Source organism: Sphingobium xenophagum, from assembly GCF_002288285.1.
GTDB lineage: Bacteria > Pseudomonadota > Alphaproteobacteria > Sphingomonadales > Sphingomonadaceae > Sphingobium > Sphingobium xenophagum.
In genome coordinates this window covers 961,733-985,870 of the sequence record NZ_CP022745.1, presented here as the reverse complement: position 1 = coordinate 985,870, position 24,138 = coordinate 961,733, and the positions used below count along the sequence as shown (strand labels likewise).

Below are 24,138 nucleotides of genomic sequence, written 5' to 3'. Positions count from 1 at the left end.
GGCATAGCGCCGCCATGCGCGTCGAGGGTGACATGGTAAAAGACGGGGTAAAAATAGCAGCCGACCTGCTGGCCCATTATGATGTCCATGCCCGGCGCCTGCCTTGGCGCGCGCTGCCCGGCGCCAATGCGACCGACGCCTATCGGGTCTGGCTGTCCGAAGTCATGCTGCAACAGACGACGGTGGCGGCGGTCGGCCCCTATTTCGCGAAATTCACGGCGCGCTGGCCCAGCATAGAGGCACTGGCGGCGGCAGACGATGCCGATCTGATGGCGGCCTGGGCGGGGCTTGGCTATTATGCCCGCGCCCGCAACCTGCTGGCCTGCGCGCGTGCGGTGGTGCGCGATCATGGCGGGCATTTCCCCGATACGGAGGAGGGGTTGCGCGCCCTGCCGGGGGTGGGCGCCTATACCGCCGCTGCGGTCGCGGCGATCGCCTTTGGGCGGCGCGCGGTGGTGGTGGACGCCAATGTCGAGCGGGTGGTGGCGCGGCTGTTTGCCATCGATACGCCATTGCCAGCGGCCCGCCCGGCGATCCGCGCGGCAGCGGATGCGATCACGCCCGATGCGCGGGCGGGGGATTTTGCGCAGGCGATGATGGACCTGGGCGCGACCATCTGCACGTCGCGTAATCCGGCGTGCGGCATCTGCCCGTTGCGGGACGATTGTGCGGCAGTGCGCACGGCTGACCCCGCCGCCTATCCGGTCAAGGCGGCCAAGAAGACGCGGCCGCATCGTAACGGTCATGGCTGGTGGATCGAGCGGGCGGACGGTCATGTCTGGCTGGTGCGCCGTCCGGACAAGGGGCTGCTGGGCGGGATGCGGGCATTGCCCAGTTCCGACTGGAGCGCTGAACCCGACGCCGCGCCACCTTTTGCCGGGGACTGGCGGACGCTGGCCGATCCGGTTGCCCATGTCTTTACTCATTTCTCACTGGCGCTGACCGTTCATACCACCCATGTGGAGCAGGATCATGTCCCGTCCGGCGCAGGCGAATGGTGGCCGGTCGAACGCATTGCCGATGCGGGCCTGCCCACTTTATTCGCCCGCGCGGCGCAGGCGGTGTTGAAGGAGAAGGATGCGGATGCACGGCACTGACCCCCGGCTCGATGACCCGCCCGGCTTTGTCGGCGGCACGCTCGATCGTGTCGACCATATCCGCTCGAACCCTGCGTTGCTGGCGGAGACATTTGCCGATCCGGCAGCGCGCGTGCTGGTGTTGGACGGGCTGGAGCCGGTCGAGGTCGATGGCGCGCTGGTGCTGGAGCCGATCGATGGCGGCGCGATGGTCGAGGATCATGTGCTGCTGGGCGTCGATCCGGCGGGACGACCGATCTTCGCTGAATTGCTGGTCGAATTGACGAGCGGTTCGGGAGCGACGCCCCGTAGCCGGGCATTGGCAGGGCAAGTGTCAGCGCAGGAACTGGCGCTTTACGGGACAGCGCGCAGTTTGCTGCATTGGCACGTGCGCCACCGCTTCTGCGCGGTCTGCGGCGGGCGGACTGCGCCGGTCAAGGCAGGCTGGGCGCGCCAGTGCGGGGCGTGTCAGGCGGAGCATTTTCCACGCGTGGACCCGGTGTCGATCATGCTGGCGGAATATGAGGGCAAGGTGCTGCTGGGCCGCCAGCATGCCTGGCCACCAGGACGCTATTCGGCGCTCGCGGGCTTTATCGAGCCGGGCGAGACGATCGAGGAAGCGGTGGCGCGCGAATTGTTCGAGGAAGCGGGTATCCGCGTCCATGGCGTGCGCTATGTGATGAGCCAGCCCTGGCCCTTCCCGTCGTCGTTGATGATCGCCTGCGTCGCGCAGGCAGCGGGCGACGCGCTGACGCTGGACTCGACCGAGATTGAGGACGCCTTCTGGTGCGATGCCGATGGCGTGCGTGCGGCGATGGCCGGGGAGCCGGACGCACCCTTCATCGCGCCGCCGCGCATGGCGGTGGCGTGGCACTTGCTCGACCATTGGCTGGCGGGCGTTGCCCCGCGCGAGCCAAGCGCGTAAGGCCGACCCATTGTTTTTTCGTTTCGGGAATAGCTTGCCTCCATGCTCAGCCTAGAAGAAGCCCAGTCGCGCGCGCAGGATCTGGTGAGCGCCGCGCGCAAGGCGGGGGCGGACGCAGCCGACGCCATCTATGCCTGCAATGCCTCCACCAACATATCGGTGCGGCTTGGCGCGCTGGAGGATATCGAGCGGTCGGAGGGCGAGGAGATCGGCCTGCGCGTGTTCATCGGCAACCGGTCGGCCAGCATTTCCGCGTCTGACATGAACCCCGCAACGCTCGGCACGCTGGTCGACCGGGCGGTGGCAATGGCGCGCGAGGCGCCCGAAGATCCTTATGCGGGCCTTGCCCCGCAAGACCGGCTGATGAAGAAGCGCCCGCCCGCGCTGGACCTGACCGATAGCGAGGAGCCGGAACCCGCTGCGCTGCGCGAACGCGCGATGATGGCGGAGGACGCGGCGCGCGCCGTGCCGGGCATCACCAATAGCGAGGGCGGGGGCGCGTCGAGCGGGCGTAGCCAGATTGCGCTGGCGACCAGCCATGGTTTTGCGGGCGCCTATGGCGCAACCAGCCATTCGACCTGGGCCAGCGTCCTGGCGGGCAGCGGATCGGACATGCAGCGCGACTATGCCAGCCACAGCGCGCGTCATCTGGAAGATCTGGACCAGGCCGAGGCGGTCGGCGTGCGGGCGGGCCAGCGGGCGGTGGCGCGGCTGAATCCGGTCAAGGTCGATAGCGGCGTGATGCCGGTGATTTTCGATCCGCGCATTGGTTCCAGCCTGGTGGGGCACCTGATTGGCGGCATGGTCGGCCCGGCGATTGCGCGGCGATCGAGTTTCCTGCTCGAATCGCTGGGCGAGGCGCTGTTTGACGCGAACGTCACCATCATCGACGATCCGTTGCTGGCGCGCGGGCTGCGATCGCGCCCGTTCGATGGCGAAGGGCTGCCGGTCGAACGGCGCGCGCTGATCGACAAGGGGGTGCTGACCGGCTGGCTGATGGACAGTGCGTCGGCACGCCAGTTGGGACAGGAACCGACCGGCCATGCCAGCCGTGGCGGCAGCGGCGCGCCGGGGGTCAGCATCACCAACGTCCATATGGAGCCGGGCAGCATATCCCCCGGCGACCTGATGGCGGACGTGAAGCGCGGCATCTATGTCACCGAACTGATCGGCATGGGCGTCAACGGCGTCACTGGCGATTATAGCCGGGGGGCGGCTGGCTTCCTGATCGAAAATGGCGCGGTGACCAACGCGGTGTCCGAAATCACCATCGCCAGCAATTTGAAGGCGATGTTCCGTTCCCTGATACCCGCCAATGACCTGCATTTCCGCTATGCCATGAATGTGCCGACGCTACGCGTTGACGGGATGACCGTTGCCGGGGGCTGATATCGACCTGCGCGCGATCGTGGGGGCCGTGTCTGATGCGGCCGATCATGCGCTGGCGCTATGGGCGGGTGGCGAAACGCGCGTGCGCCAGTGGGAAAAAGTGCCGGGCCACCCGGTATGCGATGCCGATCTGGAAGTCGACGGCCTGCTGCGCGCCTCGCTCGGCGCGATCGATCCGGGGGCGGGATGGCTGTCGGAGGAGACGGCCGATACCGTGCATCGGCTGGGCGTGTCGCGGGTGTGGGTGGTCGATCCGATCGACGGCACGCGCGACTATCTGCGCGGACGACGCGGCTGGGCGGTGTCGGTCGCGCTGGTCGAGGATGGCGCGGTGCGGCTGGGGATATTGGCCGCGCCTGCCCGCAACGAATATTGGATCGCGCAGGCCGGGCATGGGGCGACCCGCAATGGGCGGACGTTGCGCGCGGGATCGCGCACGCTTCTCACCGGCGCGCGGGTGCCAGCCGAACAATTGCCGCGTAACGACAATGATCTGGTGATGGTCGAAAAGCCCAACAGCATCGCGTTGCGCATGGCGATGGTTGCCGCCGATGAGGCTGATCTGGTCGCCACGGTGCGCTGGGGCAATGAATGGGACATAGCGGCCGCCGCGATCATCTGTCAGGAGGCGGGCGCGATGGTGACCGATGCGCTGGGCGATCCATTGCTGTTCAACCGGCCCCGGCCAACCGCCTTTGGCCTGCTATGCGCCGCGCCCGGCATCCACGCAGCCGCAACAGAACGGCTTGCGCCGCGCGCGCGGGAGATATTGGGCGGCTAATTGCAGGCGCTGACCGTTGGCGATGTCATTTTCCCCCGCAGAGAGGATGATCGCGCGGTGGACGGAACTGCTCCCCACGAACCAGAGGGCGTGTGACGCGCATCCAACGTCCAATTCAGGGGACGCTTCAGGGCCATCCTGGCAGTCTTGAACGCATTTGCAGTTGGGCAAAAGCCATCGAAAGAATTGGTCTGTGCGTGTCGTTTAACGGGATGTTTAAGACAAGGGCGGTAGCCAGTTTCTATCCAGATTATCGGGGACATAGGGCTATCAGGTGACGAAAAATCCGTCTGTGGACCTGATTAAAGGGGTGCTGATTCTATTCGTCATGGCAGGGCATGCCATGGAACTGACCCATCAGGCGCATCTGGCGATGTGGGTCGGTGCGGGTTTTCGCATGCCGTTGATGATAGGCATTTCGGGCTATCTGCTCAATGTCATCCGCACGCGACATGATCCGCCAGAGCGAATTTTTGGTCGCTATGCCAATCGCATTCTGCTGCCATGGATGGTCGCGCTACTCATATATATACTGGTTAGCGGCTGGACAGTGAGTTGGACCCTGCCGATCGAGTTACTGCTGCGTCCGCCATTTCACCTTTGGTACATACCGGTCCTGTTCTTCCTGATCCTGGTGACGCGACTGGTGCCTTTCTCGCCGCTCCAGTTGCTTGCCGTCGGGACGCCGATCAGTCTGGCGATCATGTATAGTTTTGGACTGGGGCATGGCGCGATCGGCGACAGTCTGTTGTCGCCCGACAATCGCTTCCTGCGCTTTCCTGTCTATTTCTTCTTCGGAATGCTGGTGGCGGAGCGAGGGTTGCCGAGCCGTTATCTGGGGGTGGTATTGCTGACCGGTGCGTTGGGCATGATATGGTGGAGCACCCTCCAAGGTAGCGACAACGACCTGGCCTTCGTGCCTGCGCGGTTGCTGATGTGCCTGGGGTTGATCGCACTGTTGCCGCGCTTGTCAGCCTTGCGACTGTCGTTTGCGCCCCTCAATGCGCTCGGGCGGGACAGTTTGTTCTTCTATCTGTGGCATCCCCTTGTGATGGCGGTGTTGATGATGGCGGGAGCAGATACTCTCCCCATGTTTGTCCTGTCGCTTCTGCTGCTGGCGGTTGCCAGCAAGTTGACGGCACGCCATGCGCTGGTCCAGCGGTTCGTCGGCAGTAGGGCGGCGATGCGTTCTGCGTCAGCGCCAATCGGGCCGGACACTGTTCCGGCCCGCGCTGCTTAGACTGCGATCAGTCGCGCATCACTAGAACGATTCTTACAGCTTGCCATATTTGGCTTCGAAGCCGGCGATGTCGCCTGCGGCGAGATATTTGGCCTGGTCGATCCACTGGTCGCGGACCGGGCGGCCCTTGAAATTGCCCAATTTGGCGTCGATCGCGGCGAGGTCCGTGTCGGTCCAGGCGGCGATCTGGGCGAAGCGGGTGACGCCGAGTTCGATCAGCAATGTCTTGAGCTTTGGTCCCACGCCCTTGAGGCGGAGCAGGTCGTCGTCGCCTTCCGGTGCGGCCGTGGCGGCGGGTGAGACCGGCATGGGTTCCGGCGCTGGTTCGGGGGCAGTCGCGATCGGGGCTATCGGTGCTGTCGGCGCGGCCACGGGTTCGACCGGCGCGGCGATGGGGGGCGCGGGTGTCGGCTCCACCAGAGCGGCAGGCGGGGTCTGGGCGGGCGGCGTGGGTGCGATGTCTTGCGGGGCGTCCTGCGCCTTGTCCTTGCCGGACAGCAGAAAGACGAGGCCGATGATCACCAGCAGCCCGATCAACAGCCACAGGCCATAGTCCATGAAAAATTCCTGCATCGCGCGCTGCCTTTCGTGATTATGCCGTGCCTATGTAAATAGGTGTCGCCCCGGACGGCAAGGCTTCATGCCTGTTCGCGGGCGACTTCGCGCCAGCCGATGTCGCGGCGGCAAAAGCCGGTGGGAAAGTCGATGGCGTCGACTGCGGCGTAAGCTGCCGCCTGCGCCGCGCCGACCGTATCGCCGGTGGCAGTCACATTGAGGACGCGGCCGCCATTGACGACCAGCGTGCCGTTCTGATCGGCGGTTCCAGCGTGGAACACCAGTGCGCCGCCAGCCTGCGCCGCGTCGACGCCGCTGATCGCGCCGCCCTTTTCCGGGGTGCCGGGATAGCCCTTGGCAGCCATGACGATGGTGAGAGCGGTGCGATCGGCCAGCGCGACTGGTCCCTGGCTGGCCAGCGTACCCTGGGCGACGCTGAGCAGCAGGTCGACCAGATCGCCGTCGAAGCGCATCATCAGCACCTGACATTCGGGATCGCCGAAGCGGGCATTATATTCGATCAGTTTCGGCCCCTGATCGGTCAGCATCAGCCCGGCATAGAGCACGCCTGAGTAGGGCATGCCTTCTGCGGCCAAGGTGGCGACGGTCGGCCTGATGATCGTTTCGATCACCTGGGCTTCGAGTTCCGGGGTCAGGACGCGGGCCGGGCTGTAGGCGCCCATGCCGCCGGTGTTCGGTCCGGTGTCGCCATCGCCCACCCGCTTATGATCCTGCGCAGAGCCAAAGGGCAGGATGGCGGTGCCGTCGGTCAGCGCGAAGAAGCTGGCTTCCTCGCCGCTCATGAACTCTTCCAGCACCACTTCCTCGCCCGCCGCGCCGAACGCGCCGGAGAACATGGTGTCGAGCGCGTCCAGCGCTTCATCGCGCGTTTCGGCGATGATCACGCCCTTGCCCGCGGCGAGGCCATCGGCCTTGATCACCACCGGCAGCGCGAAATCGTCCAGCGCGGCAATCGCGCCATCCTTGGACGTGACGCGGACATAGGCAGCGGTCGGAATGTTCGCGCGTTTGCACAGATCCTTGGTAAAGCCCTTTGACCCTTCGAGTTGCGCAGCCTTCTTGCCGGGGCCGAATACCGGCACGCCCATGGTGCGCAGATTGTCGGCGAGGCCATCGACCAGCGGCGCTTCCGGGCCGATCACCACCAGCCCGATCGAATGGCGGGTGCAGAAATCCAGCACGGCGCGATGATCGGTCGCGGCAAGGTCGACCAATGTCGCGTGCTGGGCTATGCCGGGGTTGCCCGGCGCGGCATAGAGCGTATCGAGCCGGGGCGATTGCGCCAGCTTCCACGCCAGCGCATGTTCGCGGCCGCCGCCGCCAAGCAAAAGGATGTTCATGTCGCCCATGTCCCCGGAATATGATGCCTATGACAGTTCGGGCCGCCTGTTAGCGGAGGAACGGGCGGGCGACAACGCGCCGCCGCTGTCCGTCAGCGAATTGTCGGGGATGCTCAAGCGCACGGTGGAGGATCGTTTCGGCCATGTGCGGCTGCGCGGCGAGATTTCCGGGTTCAAGCGGGCGGCGTCCGGGCATCTGTATCTGGCGTTGAAAGACGATAATGCGGTGCTGGACGGGGTGATGTGGAAGGGCGGGGCGCAGCGGCTGGCCTTTGCGCCACAGGATGGGGTGGAGGTGATCGCCACCGGCAAGCTGACCACCTATCCCGGCCGGTCGAAATATCAGATCGTGATCGATCGGATGGAGTTGGCGGGCGAAGGCGCGCTGATGGCGCTGCTGGAGAAGCTGAAAGCGAAACTGGCGGGCGAAGGGCTGTTTGCGGCGGAGCGCAAGCGGCGGCTGCCCTTTCTGCCGCGCACGATTGGCGTCGTGACATCGCCCACGGGCGCCGTCATTCGCGATATTTTGCACCGGCTGGCGGATCGCTGCCCGACCGATGTGCTGGTCTGGCCGGTGCTGGTGCAAGGGCAGGGGGCTGCCGAACAGATTGCGCGTGCGGTGCGCGGATTCAGTGCGATGGAAGCGGGCGGGCGGCTGCCGCGGCCCGATCTCGTGATTGTGGCGCGGGGCGGCGGATCGATCGAGGATCTGTGGAGCTTCAACGAGGAAATCGTCGTGCGCGCGGTCGCCGACTGTTCGATTCCGATCATTTCCGCGGTCGGGCATGAAACCGACACCACGTTGTGTGACTATGCCGCCGACATGCGCGCGCCCACGCCGACGGCGGCGGCGGAACTGGCGGTGCCGGTACGGGCGGACCTGCTGGCGATGCTGGGCGAGATGGGCTTGCGTGCCGGGCGCGCGGTGCGACGCGGGGCGGGGCAGGCCAGGGAAAGGCTGGAAATGCAGGCACGGCTGATGCCGACGCCCGATATGTTGCTGGCGCCGCAGCGGCAACGGCTGGACCAGCTGTCCGACGCGCTGGGCAGCGGATTGCGGCACCGGATTGCGGATGCGCGCGCGCAACTGGGGCAAGCAGGCGGGGCGCTGCGACCGGCGCTACTTCAGCAATATCTCCAGCGGGCGAGCGAACGGCTGGACCGTTTGCGGCCACGTCCTGACTATCTGGCGCGCGTCTATCGCGACCGGGCGACGGCGCTTGACCGGGTGTCGCGCCATTTCGCCTCGCTTGATCCCGACCTGCCGCTGGCGCGGGGCTATGCGCGGGTGATGGCCGACGGGCGGCTGGTTCAGTCGGTCGCAGCGGCGCAGGCCGCAGGCGCGGTGACGCTGCATTTCCGGGACGGGACGGTCGATGCGACGGTCGGGGATAGCGGGGCATCGCTTGAGAAGCCCGCCCCAACCGCTATATCTGCTCCACCACGCCCGACGCGCAAACTGCGCGGGGCGGAAGAGCCGCAGAAGGATCTGTTTTCGTGAAGCGCCAGAAGGTCTGACCCATGTTGATGTCCAACAGCGATCGTGTCGCCCGGCTCCATTATATGGCCTATAGTTTCCGCGTGCTGCAGGCGGGCGATCATGTGCTGTGCGCGGTGACCGGCCAGAAGATTGCGCTTGAGGATTTGCGCTATTGGAGCATCGCGCGGCAGGAACCCTATGCCGATGCGGAAGCCTCTGCGCGGGCCGAAATCAGGGCGAATGGCGGCCGATGAGGCTCTGGGCGGCGGTACTGCTGATTGCGCTGGCGGGCGTTTCCGCATCTGCCGCACCCTTGCCCGACCGCGCCGACTTCACGGTCAAGGGGGCGGCGACGCAGGGTGGCGTGCTGCTGGGCACTGCCCCTGCGGGCACGGTGGCGTTGACGTTGGATGGCAAGCTGGTCCCGGTCGATGGCGATGGCCGTTTCCTGATCGCCTTTGATCGCGACGCCGGGCCGACCGGGCAACTGACCGCCCGCTTGGCCGACGGCCGCACGCTTGATCACCCGATTGCCATCGCTCCGCGTGCATGGCGGATCGAACGGATCAATGCGCCGATGCGGCCCACCAAAAGCAGCGAGGCGTTTCTGGCGCTGCGCAAGCCGGAACTGGAACAGATCGCCGCAGCGCGGGCGGTGGTGACAGACGCCACGGGGTGGCGGCAACGGTTCGTCTGGCCGCGAGTGGGGCGGATATCGGGCCTGTTCGGGTCGCAGCGCATCTATCAGGGGACGGCTGGCGCCTATCATGGCGGGGTCGACGTGGCCGGGGCGACCGGTGCGCCGGTCGTGGCCCCGGCCGACGGCGTGGTGATACTGGCCGCCGACAAGCCTTTCACGCTGGAAGGCAATTTGCTGATGATCGACCACGGCCATGGCCTGAACAGCGCGTTCCTGCATCTGTCGCGCATTGATGTGAAGCTAGGCGATCATGTATCGCAGGGACAGCGTATCGGTGCGATCGGCGCGACCGGGCGGGCTACCGGCCCGCACCTTCATTGGGGGATGAAGTGGAATGACGCGCGGATCGATCCGCTCTTGCTCGCCGGGCCGATGCCCAGCGGGCAATAGCCTCGTCAGCTTATCCGCTTCATCCTTACGGCGCGACCGCCATCGACCTTGCCCATGAAACTGCCCATGGCGGCGCGTTTCAGTTCGATCGACTGCCCGACCTTGGGATCACGCGCGGTCATCGCTTCGGTCGTGATCCATTGCGCGCCGTCGTCCAGCCCGATCTGCCATTTGCCATAGCCCAGGCTGCGAACCGATGCGATCACCGCCTGGATATGGGTGACGCCTTCCTCGGCTGGCGCATCTTCCTTGTCGTCGCCACCCCCAAGGAAGGGCAATTTGGGGAAGGAGAAGCCGAACAGGGTCTTGCGCGTCTTGTTCAGTTCGCCCTTGTCCAGCACCACCACTTCATCGCGTTGCGCCGCAGCATCCATTGCGCCGACCTGTCGGTCGAAACAGGCAAGCCGTTCCGAATCGATTGTGATCGTCCGGCATTTCAGAAGGTCATTGAAAATTTCGGGTCGGGGCTGTTGCCGTTGCGGCGCAGCGGAAGATTGGGCCGCGATACAGAGCGGGACCAGCAAAAACAGTGCGCGCAAGCCCGCCATAAATCGTCTCTCCATCACGTCGGACACATTGTTCCTCTACAATGCACCCGCCAGAGGCAAGGTCAATACGCGCCTGCAAACGCCATCCAAACATGAGCAACGCCACAATAGGGCTGCCTTGTTTGGTCGCGCGGCATGATTGCTGCATGGCGCAGGACCGCCGTGCAACTATATTGCTAACCACATGTAAAACAGTCATGCCACGTTCATGTTGCATTTATGATACAGGGGCGTTCAAAAGCGGTGAATGCCCTTTTCCCCGGCTTTACAGCGCCGTTCGCCCCGCGCAGTTTCCCCCTATCCATATGGGGGGATCGCTGTCGGGCACCATGTCCCCCTGTAGGTGCATTAGAGTGGCAGGCCATCTGCCAACCTCCAGAGCAAGGGACTGGACCGTGAAGACATTTTCCAAAAGGGCACTTTTGCGTGCCAGCGTCGCACCCGCGATTCTGGGCGCGTCGCTGATCGCGACCGCCGCCATCGCGCAGGACGCGCCGCAGGCTGCCGATGCCGAAATGGGCGACACCATCATCGTTACCGGGTCGCTGATCAAGAACCCCAATCTGGCGCGTTCGACCCCGGTTACGGCAACCACCGCCGACCAGATCGAACTGAAGCAGAACAACACCGCCGAAGAAATTCTGCGTGAAATTCCGGGCATCGTTCCCAGCATCGGTTCGGCCGTCAACAACGGCAATGGCGGCGCTTCGTTCGTCAACCTGCGCGGCCTGGGTTCCAACCGCAATATCGTCCTGATCGACGGCAACCGTCTGGTGCCTGCCGAACTGAACGGCCGTTTCGACCTTAACAACATCCCGCTGGCACTGATCGACCGCGTCGACGTGCTGACCGGCGGCGCTTCCACCACTTATGGTGCGGACGCCATTTCGGGTGTCGTCAACTTCGTGACCAAGTCCGACTTTGCCGGTCTGGAAGCGAATATCGCCAACCAGCTGACCGAAGAAGCCGATGGTCATTATGTCCGCGCCGACGTGACGCTGGGCGCCAATTTCGATGATGGCCGCGGTAATGTGGTTTTCTCGGTTGGCTATCAGCAGTCCGACCCGGTCTATCAGGGCGATCGTCCGTTCTCGAATGTCTCGATCGATTCCTTCACCGGCCTTGGCGGCGGTTCGGGCACGTCGACCCCGTCGCGTTTCACCAACGTCAACACGACCGGCGCCGATTCGATCACGACCGGTTGCGGCCTTGCGGGACAGCCAGCCTGTAACGCCGTGCAGGGCAACCGTCAGGTGACGGCCGCTGGTGGCGCTTTCCGCGGCACCTCTGCGTTCGATGCTTATAACTTCAACCCGTTCAACATCTTCCAGACGCCGTTTGAACGCTTCAACATGTACGGCGCGGGCCGCTACGAAGTCAGCGACGCGGTAGAAGTCTATTCGCGGGGCATCTTCTCGAAGAACACCGTCAGCACGATCATCGCGCCGTCGGGTGCCTTCGGCATTTCGGTCGTGGTTCCGCTCAGCAACCCCTATCTGTCGGCTGCCCAGCGTAATGCCTTCTGCGCCTTCGACACCACGCCTGGCGTTGGCTACACCGCCCGCTTCTCGGCGGCTGAATGCGCCGCCGCGGCGACCGCGACCAGCCCGACCGACCCGAACTATCGCACCGTCACGACGACCTTGTCGCGTCGTGCGACCGAACTGGGTCCGCGTATTTCCGACTTCACCACCACCTTCTTCGATTATCGCATCGGCGCGCGCGGTGGCATCACCGACTCGATCGACTGGGATCTGTCGGGTGGCTATGGTGAATCGGAGAACGTCCAGACCCAGCAGGGCTACTGGCTGAACTCGCGCGTCCGTCAGGCGCTTCTCGCGACCAACACCGCGACCTGCCTGACCGACACCAATGGCTGCGTCCCGCTCAACGTGTTCGGTCCCGATGGTTCGATCACGGCTGCGCAGAATGCCTATCTGACGGCCAACAGCCAGGTCACCACCAAGACCTCGCTGGCGCAGGTCAAGGGCACGATCAGCGGTGACTTTGGCGTCGCTTCGCCCTTCGGCACCGACAGCCTGGCGTTCGCTCTGGGTGGCGAATATCGCAAATATGGCGCCAGCCAGGAATCCGATCTGCTGTCGCAGTCGGGCGATCTGGGCGGCGCCGGTGGTGCGGCACCGAACATCGACGGCGGCTATGACGTCTATGAAGCCTATGGCGAAGTCATTCTGCCGCTGGTGCAGGACAAGCCCTTCTTCCAGGATCTGACTGTGGAAGCGGGCATCCGCTACTCCGACTATTCGGTCGATGGCGGTTCGGGTTACAACACGACCACCTGGAAGGTGGCCGGCAACTGGACGCCGGTTGACGGCATCAAGTTCCGCGGCAACTATTCGCGTGCCGTTCGTGCGCCTAACATCGCCGAACTGTTTGCTCCGGTGAACACCACGCTGACCAACCTGGACAGCGATCCCTGCGCTGGCGCTGCGCCGACCCAGAATGCCAACCTGGCGGCTGTCTGTATCGCCCAGGGCGCAACGGCAGCCCAGCTCGGCTCGATCATCAACGATCCGGCTGGCCAGGTGAACTCCACCGGTGGCGGTAACCTCGCCCTCGGCCCGGAAAAGTCGAACAGCTGGGGTCTGGGCGTGTCGCTCCAGCCAGCAGCCCTGCCGGGCTTCAGCCTGACGGTCGATTATTACAACATCAAGATCACGGGTGCGATCACCAACCCGACGCCTGATGACGTGATTTCGGCTTGCTTCGACAACATCACCGCCGCCAGCGCTTCGGACCCGGCCTGCACCGGCATCCGCCGCGATCCGGGCACCGGCGCTCTGTTTGGTGAAGCAGCCGTCGTCGGCGGTCTGCCGCAGACGCTGTCGAACCTGGGCAAGCTGGCCACGGACGGCATCGACGTTCAGCTGAACTATCAGAAGGATGTCGGTTTCGCGAAGTGGGCGCTGAGCGCCAACGGCAACTGGACCAACAGCTCGACCTTCCAGGCGACCCCGACGTCGCTCAACCGCGAATGCGTTGGTCTGTACAGCGTCAACTGCGCCTCGATCCAGCCGGAATTCTCCTGGTCGGTGCGCAACACCCTCTCGTTTGACTCGGTCGACCTGTCGCTGCTGTGGCGCTATATCGACGGCGTGAAATATGAGGATGGCGATGCCTTCGTCGGTACGCTGAACGGCAAGGAAGTCGATTTCAACCGTATCCCGGCTGAACATTATTTCGACCTGACCAGCCGCTTCCACGTCTCTGACGAAGTCACGCTGACCATGACCGTGCAGAACCTGCTGGACAACCAGCCCAAAGTGGTTGGCAACTCGATCGGTTCGACCAGCTACAACAGCGGTAACGTCTATCCGTCGACCTACGACGCGCTGGGCCGCCGCTACACGGTCGCTGCCAAGCTGCGCTTCTGATCTTTCGATCAGTCAAGATAAGGAAAGGGGGCCGGTGGCGACACCGGCCCCCTTTTTCGTGGGCGAAAGCAAGGCGGGCGAGTTAGTCGATCAATGATCGGGGCAGGTGCAGCGCAATGCCCGCATTGTCGGCCATCACCGTTGCCCAATGGATCACCTTGGCAATCTCGTCGGCATGCGCCTCCAGACCGCGCTGGGCAGCCTCGGCGCGCTGGCCGGGCGTGAAGGCCGCGCCATTTTTGGCGTCGCGGGCAAAGACCGGGCCATTGGCGATTGCGCGAACCCTCGCATCGTCCAGTTGCAGCCCGAACAGCCGCGCCAATGCAGCGAGGCTCTCGGTCGGCCTTGCGACCAGCGTTTCGCTGTCCAGCGTGGCGACCCGCGCTCCCAGTTGATCGCACAGAGTGTGGAACTGATGCTGCTGCGCCAGCCAGCCGACGGCGGCGACCTGAATATCGGTCAGTCCCAGATAGTCTGACGGGGCGATGCCCAGAGGGGCGATCATCCCTTCGCGCGCCAGCTTCTGGAACAGATCGCGCACCCACAGCCGCCCCCACATCCCTTTGCGCGCGATCGAGGCGAGATAGGGTTCGAGCGGGGCATGGAGCAGGAGGGCGCGCGCATCGGGGCGCAAGCTCATGATCGCGGGGATCAGCGGATTGATGACGTTGGAGGGCTTGACGACCACGGCCTCGCCTGGCCCGAAGGGGCGGGCCAGCAGGTGCAGGCTTGCGTCCAGCACGCGGGCAACCTCCGGCCCCTTTGCGCCGCGATGTCGCCAGCCGATCAGGTCATTGAGCAGCACCGGTTCCTTCAGACCCATCGCGATGCCCGGAATATCCATCGCGGCGGCCAGCAAGGTCGAACAGCAATAGGCCGAATGAAACAGGAAATGGATCGGCGCACGAGGCGGTGCCTGCTCCATGGCGTCGCCCAGCCGCAGCACGAGCGGTGCGTCGGTCGCGCCCAGATACTCGTCGGTCAGGAAGGGGATGTCGCCATGCCGCGCGCGTGGCACAAAGCGCATATGGACTGCGTCATGCCCCGGATCGTAGCGATGGGCCAGCCATTGGGCGTCGCGCACGATGTCGCGGATCGCAGGATCGGGGGAGCTCATGACGACCAGCCTTCGCATGGCTTTTCGGGTCATTCAAGCCGCAGGACTTTCCCTTACTTGCCCCTGCGCGCACTTGTGGTAGCGATGATGGACAGGAAGCTGGGGGCTTTATGGACGGGGCTGTTGGTCGGTTAGTGCAGCAAGCGGCGGAGGCTCGGCGACAGGGGCGCATCGCGACGGCCGAGCAGTTGCTGGGCGACGCATTGAAGCGACAGGCAGGGGAGCCGCAGGCGCTCAACCTGCTGGGGATGATTGCGCTCGACCGGCGCGATTTTGCAGCGGCCAGCGTGCATTTTCGTGGCGCGGCCGCGGCTGATCCCAAGGAGGCGGCGCTGTGGATGAACGTGGCGTCGGCAGAGCGCGGCCTTGGCGTGGCGGAGGCGGAGCGGGCGGCGCTGCAGGCGGCGATCGACATCGACCAGCGCAATTTGATGGCGCAAATCCGCATGGCGCAACTCCAGCAACGGCTGGAAGAAACGCAAGCGGCAGCAGACAGCTGGGGCAAGGCGCTGGCGCTGTCAGCGGGACTGACCGACCTGCCGCCTGCATTGGCAGACATATTGGCGCAGGCACGGGACTTCGTTACAGCCCATCAGGCGCAATTCGCCGCTTTTGTCGAGGCGGGGGTCGCGGCCCAGTTGAAGGCATCGGACGGGGTGACGCAGCGGCGCTTTCAGGCTTGCCTGGACCGGGAGTTTGGCCGCCGGACCATCTACCAGAATCACTGTTCGGGTTTGCATTACCCCTTCCTGCCCGCCGACGAATATTTCGACCGGCAGCATTTCCCCTGGATGGACGCGCTGGAGGCAAAGACCGACGTGATCCGCGCCGAATTTCTCGCCATGGTGGACAAGCGTGGCGACGCCATCCGTCCCTATGTGCGGCAGGATGCAGGGACGCCGCAGAATAAATGGACCGCGCTTGACGGGTCGCTGGACTGGGGGGCGGCGTTCCTGTGGGAATATGGCGTACGAAACGAAGCGGTGTGCGCCGTCTGCCCGCAGACCGTCGCGGCGCTGGAGGCTTTGCCGCGCGCCGACATTCCGGGGCGGGCGCCGTCGGCCTTCTTTTCCCTGCTCAAGCCGCGCAGCCGGATTCCGGCGCATACCGGCGTCACCAATACGCGCGCGATCATTCATCTTCCACTGATCGTGCCGCAGGGCTGCTTCTTTCGCGTTGGGGGTGAAACGCGGGCATGGCAAGAAGGGGTCGCCTTCGGCTTTGACGATACGATCGATCATGAAGCCTGGAATGACAGCGATCATTTGCGGGTCGTGCTGATTTTCGACGTATGGAACCCGCATTTGTCGCTTGCGGAGCAGCAACTATTGAAGCAATTCTATGCCACGGCTGATGCGAGCAAGACGAATAACGTCCCGTCGCGCATCTGATCGACGACATGGAGGCTGGCCCATTCGGAGAGAGGGGATTCGCACTGTCGTCATTCTGGGAGAATTAGAGTGCATATGTTGAAGGCAGTGATTGCGTCCAGCCTGATCGTTCTGGCGATGCCCGCAGTGGCGCAGGACAAGGCTCCGCTGGACAAGAATGATCCCAATGCAGTGCGGTGCAAGCGGTTTCAGGTCACTGGTTCGCTGGTGAAGAAGGAACGCATCTGCAAGACCAACGCCGAATGGCGGGCGATTTCCGAGCAGCAGAACCGGGATGCCGATGACATCATCACCCGCAGCCGCGCCGGGATGAACCCCAACGGTTGAAGCACGGGAGGGGGATTGCCCCTCCCGTGCTATCGCCTCAAGCGACGCTCAAAACCAGCGCGCCGTCGCCATCTTCCACTCGGACGGTGGAGCCATCCGGCACCTCGCCGCGCAGGATCAGGTCGGCCAGCGGGTCTTGCAGGTAACGCTGGACTGCGCGCTTCAAGGGCCGCGCGCCATAGACAGGGTCATAGCCGACCCGTCCCAGCCATGCCCGCGCACCGTCGGTCAGGTCGAGCATGATCTTGCGATCCTTGAGCAGCTTCTGCACGCGGGCGACCTGAATATCGACGATCGGCGCCATATGGGCGACGCCGAGGCGATGGAACAGGATGATCTCGTCCAGGCGGTTGAGGAATTCGGGGCGGAAATGGCCGCGAACGACCTCCATCACCTGTTCCTCGACCTTTTCGACCGGATCATCATCGCCCAGCGCCGCGATATACTGGCTGCCCAGGTTCGATGTCAGGACGATGATCGTGTTGGTGAAATCGACCGTGCGACCCTGCCCGTCGGTCAGCCGGCCATCGTCCAGCACCTGGAGCAGGATGTTGAACACGTCGCCATGGGCCTTTTCCACCTCGTCGAACAGCACGACCTGATAGGGGCGGCGGCGGACGGCTTCGGTCAGCACGCCGCCTTCCTCATAGCCGACATAGCCCGGAGGCGCGCCGATCAGGCGGGCGACCGAATGTTTCTCCATGAATTCGCTCATGTCGATGCGAACCATGGCGTTTTCATCGTCGAACAGGAAACCGGCCAGCGCCTTGGTCAGCTCCGTCTTGCCGACGCCCGTGGGGCCAAGGAAGAGGAAGGAGCCAAGCGGGCGATTGGGGTCCTGTAGCCCCGCACGGGCGCGGCGCACGGCGGTGGATACGGCCCTGACCGCGTGGGCCTGGCCAATGACGCGCTTGCCCAGCGTTTCTTCCATCGCCAGCAGCTTCTCGCGCTCGCCGGTCATCATCCGCTCGACCGGAATCCCGGTCCAGCGGGCGACGACCCCGGCAATATCCTCTGCGGTCACTTCCTCGCGCAGCATCGCGCCTTCGGACGCGGTCGCCGCTTCCGCCAGGCGCTTTTCGAGGCTGGGGATCGTGCCGTAGGACAGTTCGCTCATCTTCGCGAGGTCGCCGGCGCGCTGTGCCTGTTCCAGTTCGAGCCGGGCGGCGTCTAGCTGTTCCTTGATCTTCGCTTCGCCGGCGATCTTGTCCTTTTCCGCCTGCCAACGGGTGGTGAGCGCAGCGGATTGCTCCTCCAGATTGGCAAGATCGGTTTCCAGCGTCGCCAGCCGGTCGGCCGAGGCCTTGTCGGTTTCCTTCTTGAGCGCCTCGCGCTCGATCTTGAGCTGGATGATGCGGCGGTCGAGATTTTCAATCTCTTCGGGCTTGGATTCCACTTCCATCCGCAGGCGCGACGCGGCCTCGTCCATCAGGTCGATCGCCTTGTCGGGCAGGAAGCGGTCGGTGATGTAACGGTTGGAAAGCGTTGCGGCAGACACCAGCGCGCTGTCGGTGATCCGCACGCCATGGTGCAGTTCATATTTTTCCTTCAGGCCGCGCAGGATCGAGATGGTATCCTCGACCGTGGGTTCGCCGACGAACACGGGCTGGAAACGACGCTGGAGCGCAGGGTCCTTTTCGACATGCTTGCGATATTCGTCGAGCGTCGTCGCGCCGATGCAATGGAGTTCGCCACGCGCCAAAGCGGGCTTGAGCAGATTGCCCGCATCCATCGCGCCTTCGGATTTACCCGCGCCGATCAGCGTATGCATTTCATCGATGAAGAGGACGATCTGTCCTTCGGCGGCTTTGACTTCGTCCAGCACGCCCTTCAACCGTTCCTCAAATTCACCGCGATATTTGGCGCCCGCGATCAGGCTGCCCATGTCGAGCGCCATCAGCGTGCGATCTTTCAGCGTATCGGGCACGTCGCCATTGGCGATGCGCAGCGCGAGGCCTTCGGCAATCGCGGTCTTGCCGACGCCGGGGTCGCCGATCAGCACCGGGTTGTTCTTGGTGCGGCGGGCAAGGATCTGGATGGTGCGGCGGATTTCCTCGTCCCGGCCGATGACCGGATCAAGCTTGCCGCTGCGCGCCGCTTCGGTGAGGTCGCGGGCGAATTTCTTGAGCGCATCATAGCGATCCTCAGCGCCGGCAGTGTCGGCGCTGCGGCCCTGACGCAGCTGGTTGATCGCGGCGTTGAGCGCTTCGGGCTTGACCCCGGCGGCGGCGAGCGCCTTGCCCGCAGCCGTCGTGCTGGCCAGCGTCAGCGCGAGCAGGAGTCGCTCGACGGTGACGAAGCTGTCCCCGGCCTTGGTCGCGACCTGTTCGGCCAAATCCAGCACGCGAACGGCATCATTGTCGAGGCCCGGCGTTTGCTGCGCGCCGCTGCCGGAGACCGATGGCACCTTGGCCAATGCGGCATCGGTATCACGCAGCGCGATGTCGGGCGCGCCGCCTGCGGCCTTGATCAGGCCCGACGCCATGCCCTGCTCATCTTCCAGCAATGCCTTGAGCAGATGGTCCGGGCTGATCCGCTGATGGCTCATGCGGATCGCGACGGTTTGCGCCGACTGGAGGAAGCCTTTGGCGCGGTCGGTGAATTTTTCGAGGTTCATGACTTACCTTCTTGAAGCCCTGGGCTCTTTATCAAACTGCGGCTCATGTGGTGTTGCCAAAAGGCCACACAAGAGGCACTACGCAATTTCCACCCAAATCCTTATCAGTCTGGCGCGCGGGCGAGGGCGTAATGAATGCACGCGGGCCAGGCACCGAAGCGAGCAGGGGCGGGCGGCGGAGTCGGTACAGCCCTTATAGTCGATTGATCGTCGGGAACCTATCGCGACCAGCCGCGCTGTCCAGCGTCATGCGTATTGCGCTGCTAAAACGCCCCGCTATTCTAGCGCCCTTCGCGGGCGCTTCGTCCTGCTGCATTTTCTCTGAGGTTGTCCATGACCCTTTCCCCCCTGTCGCGTCGCCTGTCCCTGCTGATCGGCCTGTCGGCCATGGCGCTGACCCCGATGACGCAGGCGGTGGCGCAGACCAGTGCGACCAGCGCCGCGCCTGCGCCGCTGTCCAGCCTGGTGGCTGCGGTCGATATTCCCTATGAACAGTTCACGCTGAAAAACGGCCTGCGGGTCATCGTCCATACCGATCGCAAGGCGCCGGTCGTCGCGGTTTCCGTCTGGTATCATGTCGGGTCGCGGTTCGAACCGGCGGGCAAGACCGGCTTTGCCCATCTGTTCGAACATCTGATGTTCTATGGCTCCGAAAATGCCGACGGGCCGTTTTTCGGCCGGCTGGAAGATATTGGCGCGACCGACTGGAACGGGACGACCTGGTTCGATCGCACCAATTATTTCGAGACGGTGCCCACCGGGGCGCTCGACCGGGCGCTGTTCCTGGAGTCCGACCGGATGGGCCATCTGCTGGGCGCGGTGACGCAGCTGAAGCTGGATACCCAGCGCGGGGTCGTTCAGAATGAAAAGCGCATGGGGGAAAATGAACCCTATGGGCTGGTCGAATATGCGCAACTGGCCGCGCTGTTGCCCGAAGGGCATCCCTATCGCCATTCGACCATCGGGTCGATGGCGGACCTCAACAACGCCAGCCTGGGCGATGTGCAGACCTGGTTCAAGACGCATTATGGTCCGAACAATGCCGTGCTGGTGCTGGCGGGGGATATTGACGTGGCGACCGCGAAGAAGAAGGTCGAACGCTGGTTCGGCAATATCGTCGCCGGTCCCCCGCCGCAGGATGTGGAAGCGACCGTGCCGACGCTCGACAAGGATGTCGAGAAGGTGATGCATGACAATGTCGCGGCGACCCGTCTCTATCGCAACTGGGTGGTGCCGGGCGTCAATGGCGCGGACCTGCCCGCGATCGATCTGGCGCTGTCGGTCTTTGGCGGGCTGGCATCCTCTCGCCTCTACAACACGCTGGTCCGCGACGAGAAGGTGGCGGTAGGCGTCAAGGCCAATGTCCAGCCGTTTGAGAAGCTGAGCATTGCCGAGATCACGGTCGATGTGAAGCCGGGGACGGATGCGATTGCGGTGGGCAAGCGGCTCGATGCGCTGCTGGCGGACTATCTGGCCAAGGGACCGACCGCCGACGAGGTACAGCGGGCCGCGACCCGGCAGCTGGCGGGGACGATATCGGGGCTGGAACAGGTGGGCGGCTTTTCGGGCAAGGCGGTGACGCTGGCCGAAGGGGCGGTCTATTCCAACGACCCGGACAAATATCGCAAGGATCTGGCCGCTTATGCCGCCGCGACGCCAGCGCAGGTGGGCGAGGCCGCGCGCAAATGGCTGGGGCGGCCAGTGTTCCGCCTGACGGTGGCGCCGGGCGAGCGATCGGCCGCCGACAATGCGCTGGCGGGGAATGTTCATGGGGAAGGGGCGACCCACAAGCCGGCCCATTTCCGCGATCCCGCTGCGCCCGCGCCGGCCGCGGCGACGCCGCCTGCGCCCACGAAGATTGCCGAACCGCCGATCGAGCCGGTCGCTGATCTGGATTTCCCTGCGGTCGAACATGCCAAGTTGAAGAACGGGATTGCGGTGCAGTTTGCGCGCCGGGCGACGGTGCCGGTCGTGCGTGTGTCCGTGGCGTTCGACGCGGGCAATGCGGCGGATGACCGGGCCAAGCTGGGGACCGCGGCGCTGACGACGGCGCTGCTGGACGAAGGCACGACAACGCGTAGCGCCCTGGAGATCGCGGAAGAGCAGGAGCGGCTGGGCGCGTCGGTGAGTGCGGGCAACAGCATGGACCGGACGACGGTGGGCCTGTTTGCGCTCAAGCCCAATCTGGACGCATCGCTGGGGCTGCTGGCCGATGTCGTGCGCAATCCGGCGTTTGCGCCGGGCGAGGTGGAGCGGCTGCGCGGGCAGATGCTGACCCGGATCGCGGCGGAAAAGACCGAGCCGACGGCGATCGCCCAGCGCATGTTGCCGCCGCTGCTCTATGGCAAGCTGCATCCCTATGGCATCCCCTTCACCGGGTCGGGCACCGAAAGCGGGGTCAAGGCGGTGACGCGGGCGGACCTGACCGCCTTCCACGATCGCTGGCTGCGGCCGGACAATGCGACGATCTTCGTCACGGGCGACACGAGCCTGGCTGAATTGCTGCCGCTGTTGGAAAAGCGCTTTGGCGACTGGAAGGCGCCAGCGACGCCCAAGGGCAGTAAGCTGTTCCGCATGGACCGGATGGCGCGTCCGCCGCGGATCATCCTGATCGACAAGCCGCAAAGCCCCCAGTCGATGATCCTGGCGGGCGTGCTGACAGCCAAGAAGGGGACCGACAATCCGGTCACGCTCCAGTCGGCCAACGAAGTGCTGGGCGGCAGCACGACGTCGCGCCTGACGATGGACCTGCGGGAAACGAAGGGCTGGGCCTATGGCGCGGGCACGTCGCTGCCCGGCGTCAAGGACACAATCCCGCTGCTGGTCTATGCCCCGGTCCAGACCGACAAGACGGGCGAATCGATCATTGCCGCGCGGCAGGACATCAAGGATTTCCTGACGACCAAGGGCACGACCGAGGCGGAGCGCAACCAGACGATCAACGGGCAGATATTGTCGCTGCCCGGCAGCTTCGAGACATCGTCCGACCTGCTGGGCGCGATGATGCGCAACAGCCTGATCGGGCGGGCCGACGATTTCTACGAAACGCTGCCCAATATCTATCGCGCGATGACCGCCGCCGATTTCGACAAGGCGGCGCGGGAGGCGATCAATGCCGACGGGCTGATCTGGGTCGTGGTCGGCGACGCGAAACTGGTTCGGCCGCAGCTTGACGCGGTGGGCCTGCCGGTCGAGGTGGGAACATTGGCCGATTGACCGGCATTCAGTGCGGACGGGCCTGCAAAAGCGTTCCGTCTGGACTGATTGGCGATCAATCGGGATTTGAGGGTATGCATCGTTGAATGATGCTTTGATGGAGTGATGATGATGGCAAGTGTCGATGGCGCCTATGACTGCGTAGCCAAGACGCCGATGGGCGACCAGAAGGGTGTGTTCACCGTGGTCAGCAGCGGTGACCGGTTTAACGGCACCTTTGCGGGCATGATGGGATCGCTCGACGTGGTCGATGGCAAGGTCGCGGGCAACAGCCTGACCTGGAAGATGGAAATGACGATGCCGATGCCGATGACGCTGGAGTGCGAGGCGGAAGTCAGCGGCGACGCCATCACCGGAACAATGCAGTTGGGCGCGTTCGGGGCTTCAGCCTTTACCGGGACGCGGCGGGCCTGACCCTGTGGGGTCCGGCCTGGCCGGACCCCATGAAGCCGACACTAAGCTGAACACCTGTAGCGACCTTGCCCGATTGTGTTTAGTTAGCTAACTAATCGACATGAAGAAGCGGGATGCCGGACGGGCTTTGTTGCATTTGCTGGGGCCGGTGGCGCGGGGGTGGCGGCAGGCTGCCGACGGGGCGCTGGCGGGGCTGGGCGTGTCCGGCAGCGCAGGCTGGTGCCTGGTGCATCTGGCCATGGAAGGCGCGCCGCCGCGACAGGCGGAACTGGCGCAATGGCTGGACGTCAGCGCGCCGTCGCTGGTGCGGACGCTGGATCAATTGCAGAAAGCGGGCTGGATCGAGCGCGTGGCCGATGCCGATGACGGACGGTCCAACCGGGTGGCGCTGACCCCGGCGGGCAAGGCCCTGGCAGGCGAGATACAGGCGCGGCTGGACAGGCTGGGCGGCGAATTGCTGAGCGGCCTGCCGGACGGGGCGATCGAGATCGGGGCTGAACTGCTGGGGTTGATGCGGTTGCGCATCGCCGAAGAAAAGCTGGCGCAGCTATTGGCCGATGGCCGCGACGATCCCGGCGTCGACGCCCGGCCGTGACGCCGGAAGGGCGCGACTATCCTGTCATGTCCTGATGGCGTGCGCCCAATAGAAAAGGCCCGCCGGTCGGGGACTGGCGGGCCTTTCGATCATATTGGGCGACGGGCGATCAATATTGGATCGTCACCGTCACGGCGCGGCGGTTCTGCGCCCAGGAGGCTTCGTCCGAGCCGAGCGCGGCGGGGCGTTCCTTGCCATAGCTGACCGTGGTGATGCGGCTGGGGTCGATGCCGAGCGAGGCGAGATAGTTTTTCGCCGCATTAGCGCGGCGTTCGCCCAGCGCGATATTATAGTCGCGGGTGCCGCGTTCGTCGGCATGTCCTTCGACCGTGACGCGCACGGCAGGATTTTGTTGCAGCCAGGCGGCCTGGCTTTGCAGCGTCGCCTGATCTTCCGCATCGATATCATATTGATCGAGGCCGAAGAAAATCCGGTCGGACGAGACCGACGCGACGAAATCTTCCTGGCTGCCCTTCACCGGGCCGGTGGGTCCGGTCGATCCGACCGGTTCGGTCGTGGCCGGGCCGGGCGCGGGCGGCAATTCGGCAGGCGGCTTTTTCGAGCAGGCGGCCAGCGCGATGATGGCGGTAGCCATGACCAGCGTTCTAGACAATTTCATCG

20 protein-coding genes are annotated in these 24,138 nt (G+C 64.6%); 14 read left to right on the top strand and 6 right to left on the bottom strand.

Annotated features, from left to right (window positions below):
* Positions 1–14 precede the first annotated feature (14 nt).
* From CJD35_RS04830 to CJD35_RS04810, 5 genes are all read left to right on the top strand, one after another.
* The gene (locus CJD35_RS04830) at positions 15–1,097 is read left to right on the top strand and encodes an A/G-specific adenine glycosylase (RefSeq protein WP_017182946.1); all 1,083 of its coding nucleotides are present in this window, start codon (positions 15–17) and stop codon (positions 1,095–1,097) included.
* A complete protein-coding gene (nudC, locus tag CJD35_RS04825; RefSeq protein ID WP_026002355.1) occupies positions 1,084–2,001 on the top strand; it encodes an NAD(+) diphosphatase in 918 nt (305 codons plus the stop codon). Before CJD35_RS04830 ends, nudC begins: the two co-directional genes overlap by 14 nt.
* Positions 2,002–2,043: 42 nt before the next feature.
* A complete protein-coding gene (locus tag CJD35_RS04820; RefSeq protein ID WP_017182948.1) occupies positions 2,044–3,390 on the top strand; it encodes a TldD/PmbA family protein in 1,347 nt (448 codons plus the stop codon).
* Positions 3,377–4,171 (top strand): 3'(2'),5'-bisphosphate nucleotidase CysQ, encoded by a 795-nt coding sequence (locus CJD35_RS04815; RefSeq protein ID WP_017182949.1) that lies wholly within the window; start codon positions 3,377–3,379, stop codon positions 4,169–4,171. The genes CJD35_RS04820 and CJD35_RS04815 overlap by 14 nt, the downstream gene beginning before the upstream one ends.
* A gap of 274 nt (positions 4,172–4,445) precedes the next feature.
* On the top strand, positions 4,446–5,411 hold the full coding sequence (locus CJD35_RS04810; protein ID WP_241763633.1) for an acyltransferase family protein: 966 nt from the start codon (positions 4,446–4,448) through the stop codon (positions 5,409–5,411).
* A gap of 33 nt (positions 5,412–5,444) precedes the next feature.
* Here CJD35_RS04810 and CJD35_RS04805 read toward each other — a convergent pair whose 3' ends face one another.
* Positions 5,445–5,984, bottom strand: a complete 540-nt coding sequence (locus tag CJD35_RS04805) for a hypothetical protein (RefSeq protein WP_017182951.1) — start codon at positions 5,982–5,984, stop codon at positions 5,445–5,447.
* A gap of 65 nt (positions 5,985–6,049) precedes the next feature.
* Positions 6,050–7,327 (bottom strand): phosphoribosylamine--glycine ligase, encoded by a 1,278-nt coding sequence (gene purD / locus CJD35_RS04800; RefSeq protein ID WP_095687182.1) that lies wholly within the window; start codon positions 7,325–7,327, stop codon positions 6,050–6,052.
* A 7-nt stretch (positions 7,328–7,334) separates the two neighbouring features.
* Between purD and xseA the strand changes: the two genes are divergently transcribed.
* Genes xseA through CJD35_RS04785 form a run of 3 tightly spaced genes read left to right on the top strand, consistent with a single transcriptional unit; the run spans position 7,335 to position 9,897 of the window.
* Positions 7,335–8,828 (top strand): exodeoxyribonuclease VII large subunit, encoded by a 1,494-nt coding sequence (gene xseA, locus CJD35_RS04795; protein WP_026002356.1) that lies wholly within the window; start codon positions 7,335–7,337, stop codon positions 8,826–8,828.
* A gap of 20 nt (positions 8,829–8,848) precedes the next feature.
* A complete protein-coding gene (locus CJD35_RS04790) occupies positions 8,849–9,061 on the top strand; it encodes a DUF2093 domain-containing protein (protein WP_017182954.1) in 213 nt (70 codons plus the stop codon).
* Positions 9,058–9,897 carry a M23 family metallopeptidase gene (locus CJD35_RS04785; RefSeq protein ID WP_095686804.1) on the top strand — a complete coding sequence of 280 codons (840 nt, stop codon included), beginning with the start codon at positions 9,058–9,060 and terminating at the stop codon, positions 9,895–9,897. Before CJD35_RS04790 ends, CJD35_RS04785 begins: the two co-directional genes overlap by 4 nt.
* A 5-nt stretch (positions 9,898–9,902) precedes the next feature.
* Here CJD35_RS04785 and CJD35_RS04780 read toward each other — a convergent pair whose 3' ends face one another.
* Positions 9,903–10,445, bottom strand: a complete 543-nt coding sequence (locus CJD35_RS04780; protein ID WP_017182956.1) for a hypothetical protein — start codon at positions 10,443–10,445, stop codon at positions 9,903–9,905.
* 395 nt (positions 10,446–10,840) lie between these two features.
* On the opposite strand from CJD35_RS04780, the gene CJD35_RS04775 reads away from it, so the two are divergent.
* On the top strand, positions 10,841–13,840 hold the full coding sequence (locus tag CJD35_RS04775; protein ID WP_086485775.1) for a TonB-dependent receptor domain-containing protein: 3,000 nt from the start codon (positions 10,841–10,843) through the stop codon (positions 13,838–13,840).
* An 82-nt stretch (positions 13,841–13,922) separates the two neighbouring features.
* Here the strand turns inward: CJD35_RS04775 and CJD35_RS04770 are convergent, their stop codons facing one another.
* Positions 13,923–14,957 carry a hypothetical protein gene (locus tag CJD35_RS04770; protein ID WP_037514486.1) on the bottom strand — a complete coding sequence of 345 codons (1,035 nt, stop codon included), beginning with the start codon at positions 14,955–14,957 and terminating at the stop codon, positions 13,923–13,925.
* A gap of 110 nt (positions 14,958–15,067) precedes the next feature.
* Here CJD35_RS04770 and CJD35_RS04765 point away from each other — a divergent pair, with 110 nt between their 5' ends.
* The gene (locus tag CJD35_RS04765; protein WP_244917213.1) at positions 15,068–16,348 is read left to right on the top strand and encodes an aspartyl/asparaginyl beta-hydroxylase domain-containing protein; all 1,281 of its coding nucleotides are present in this window, start codon (positions 15,068–15,070) and stop codon (positions 16,346–16,348) included.
* Positions 16,349–16,423: 75 nt separating this feature from the next.
* The gene (locus CJD35_RS04760) at positions 16,424–16,675 is read left to right on the top strand and encodes a hypothetical protein (protein WP_017182960.1); all 252 of its coding nucleotides are present in this window, start codon (positions 16,424–16,426) and stop codon (positions 16,673–16,675) included.
* A 37-nt stretch (positions 16,676–16,712) separates the two neighbouring features.
* Here CJD35_RS04760 and clpB read toward each other — a convergent pair whose 3' ends face one another.
* Complete coding sequence (clpB, locus tag CJD35_RS04755; protein ID WP_095686802.1) at positions 16,713–19,292, bottom strand: ATP-dependent chaperone ClpB; 2,580 nt, start codon at positions 19,290–19,292, stop codon at positions 16,713–16,715.
* Between the two features lie 333 nt (positions 19,293–19,625).
* On the opposite strand from clpB, the gene CJD35_RS04750 reads away from it, so the two are divergent.
* From CJD35_RS04750 to CJD35_RS04740, 3 genes are all read left to right on the top strand, one after another.
* Entirely contained in the window at positions 19,626–22,508 is a 2,883-nt protein-coding gene (locus CJD35_RS04750; protein WP_086485774.1) for a M16 family metallopeptidase, read from the top strand.
* 111 nt (positions 22,509–22,619) lie between these two features.
* Positions 22,620–22,922: a hypothetical protein gene (locus tag CJD35_RS04745; RefSeq protein ID WP_026002359.1), complete on the top strand. Its 303-nt coding sequence runs from the start codon at positions 22,620–22,622 to the stop codon at positions 22,920–22,922.
* A 100-nt stretch (positions 22,923–23,022) separates the two neighbouring features.
* Positions 23,023–23,517 (top strand): MarR family winged helix-turn-helix transcriptional regulator, encoded by a 495-nt coding sequence (locus CJD35_RS04740; RefSeq protein ID WP_017182964.1) that lies wholly within the window; start codon positions 23,023–23,025, stop codon positions 23,515–23,517.
* A 109-nt stretch (positions 23,518–23,626) separates the two neighbouring features.
* Here the strand turns inward: CJD35_RS04740 and pal are convergent, their stop codons facing one another.
* A complete protein-coding gene (gene pal / locus CJD35_RS04735; RefSeq protein WP_026002361.1) occupies positions 23,627–24,136 on the bottom strand; it encodes a peptidoglycan-associated lipoprotein Pal in 510 nt (169 codons plus the stop codon).
* Positions 24,137–24,138: the final 2 nt, after the last annotated feature.

Coding starts and splice junctions, on each gene's coding strand:
- CJD35_RS04830 (WP_017182946.1), top strand. CDS start 15: ATGCGCGTCGAGGGTGACATGGTAAAAGACGGGGTAAAAATAGCAGCC.
- xseA (WP_026002356.1), top strand. CDS start 7,335: ATGTCCCCGGAATATGATGCCTATGACAGTTCGGGCCGCCTGTTAGCG.
- CJD35_RS04750 (WP_086485774.1), top strand. CDS start 19,626: ATGACCCTTTCCCCCCTGTCGCGTCGCCTGTCCCTGCTGATCGGCCTG.
- purD (WP_095687182.1), bottom strand. CDS start 7,327: ATGAACATCCTTTTGCTTGGCGGCGGCGGCCGCGAACATGCGCTGGCG.
- nudC (WP_026002355.1), top strand. CDS start 1,084: ATGCACGGCACTGACCCCCGGCTCGATGACCCGCCCGGCTTTGTCGGC.
- CJD35_RS04785 (WP_095686804.1), top strand. CDS start 9,058: ATGAGGCTCTGGGCGGCGGTACTGCTGATTGCGCTGGCGGGCGTTTCC.
- CJD35_RS04760 (WP_017182960.1), top strand. CDS start 16,424: ATGTTGAAGGCAGTGATTGCGTCCAGCCTGATCGTTCTGGCGATGCCC.
- CJD35_RS04740 (WP_017182964.1), top strand. CDS start 23,023: ATGAAGAAGCGGGATGCCGGACGGGCTTTGTTGCATTTGCTGGGGCCG.
- CJD35_RS04790 (WP_017182954.1), top strand. CDS start 8,849: ATGTTGATGTCCAACAGCGATCGTGTCGCCCGGCTCCATTATATGGCC.
- CJD35_RS04745 (WP_026002359.1), top strand. CDS start 22,620: ATGGCAAGTGTCGATGGCGCCTATGACTGCGTAGCCAAGACGCCGATG.
- CJD35_RS04820 (WP_017182948.1), top strand. CDS start 2,044: ATGCTCAGCCTAGAAGAAGCCCAGTCGCGCGCGCAGGATCTGGTGAGC.
- CJD35_RS04770 (WP_037514486.1), bottom strand. CDS start 14,957: ATGAGCTCCCCCGATCCTGCGATCCGCGACATCGTGCGCGACGCCCAA.
- CJD35_RS04780 (WP_017182956.1), bottom strand. CDS start 10,445: ATGGCGGGCTTGCGCGCACTGTTTTTGCTGGTCCCGCTCTGTATCGCG.
- clpB (WP_095686802.1), bottom strand. CDS start 19,292: ATGAACCTCGAAAAATTCACCGACCGCGCCAAAGGCTTCCTCCAGTCG.
- CJD35_RS04765 (WP_244917213.1), top strand. CDS start 15,068: ATGGACGGGGCTGTTGGTCGGTTAGTGCAGCAAGCGGCGGAGGCTCGG.
- pal (WP_026002361.1), bottom strand. CDS start 24,136: ATGAAATTGTCTAGAACGCTGGTCATGGCTACCGCCATCATCGCGCTG.
- CJD35_RS04805 (WP_017182951.1), bottom strand. CDS start 5,984: ATGCAGGAATTTTTCATGGACTATGGCCTGTGGCTGTTGATCGGGCTG.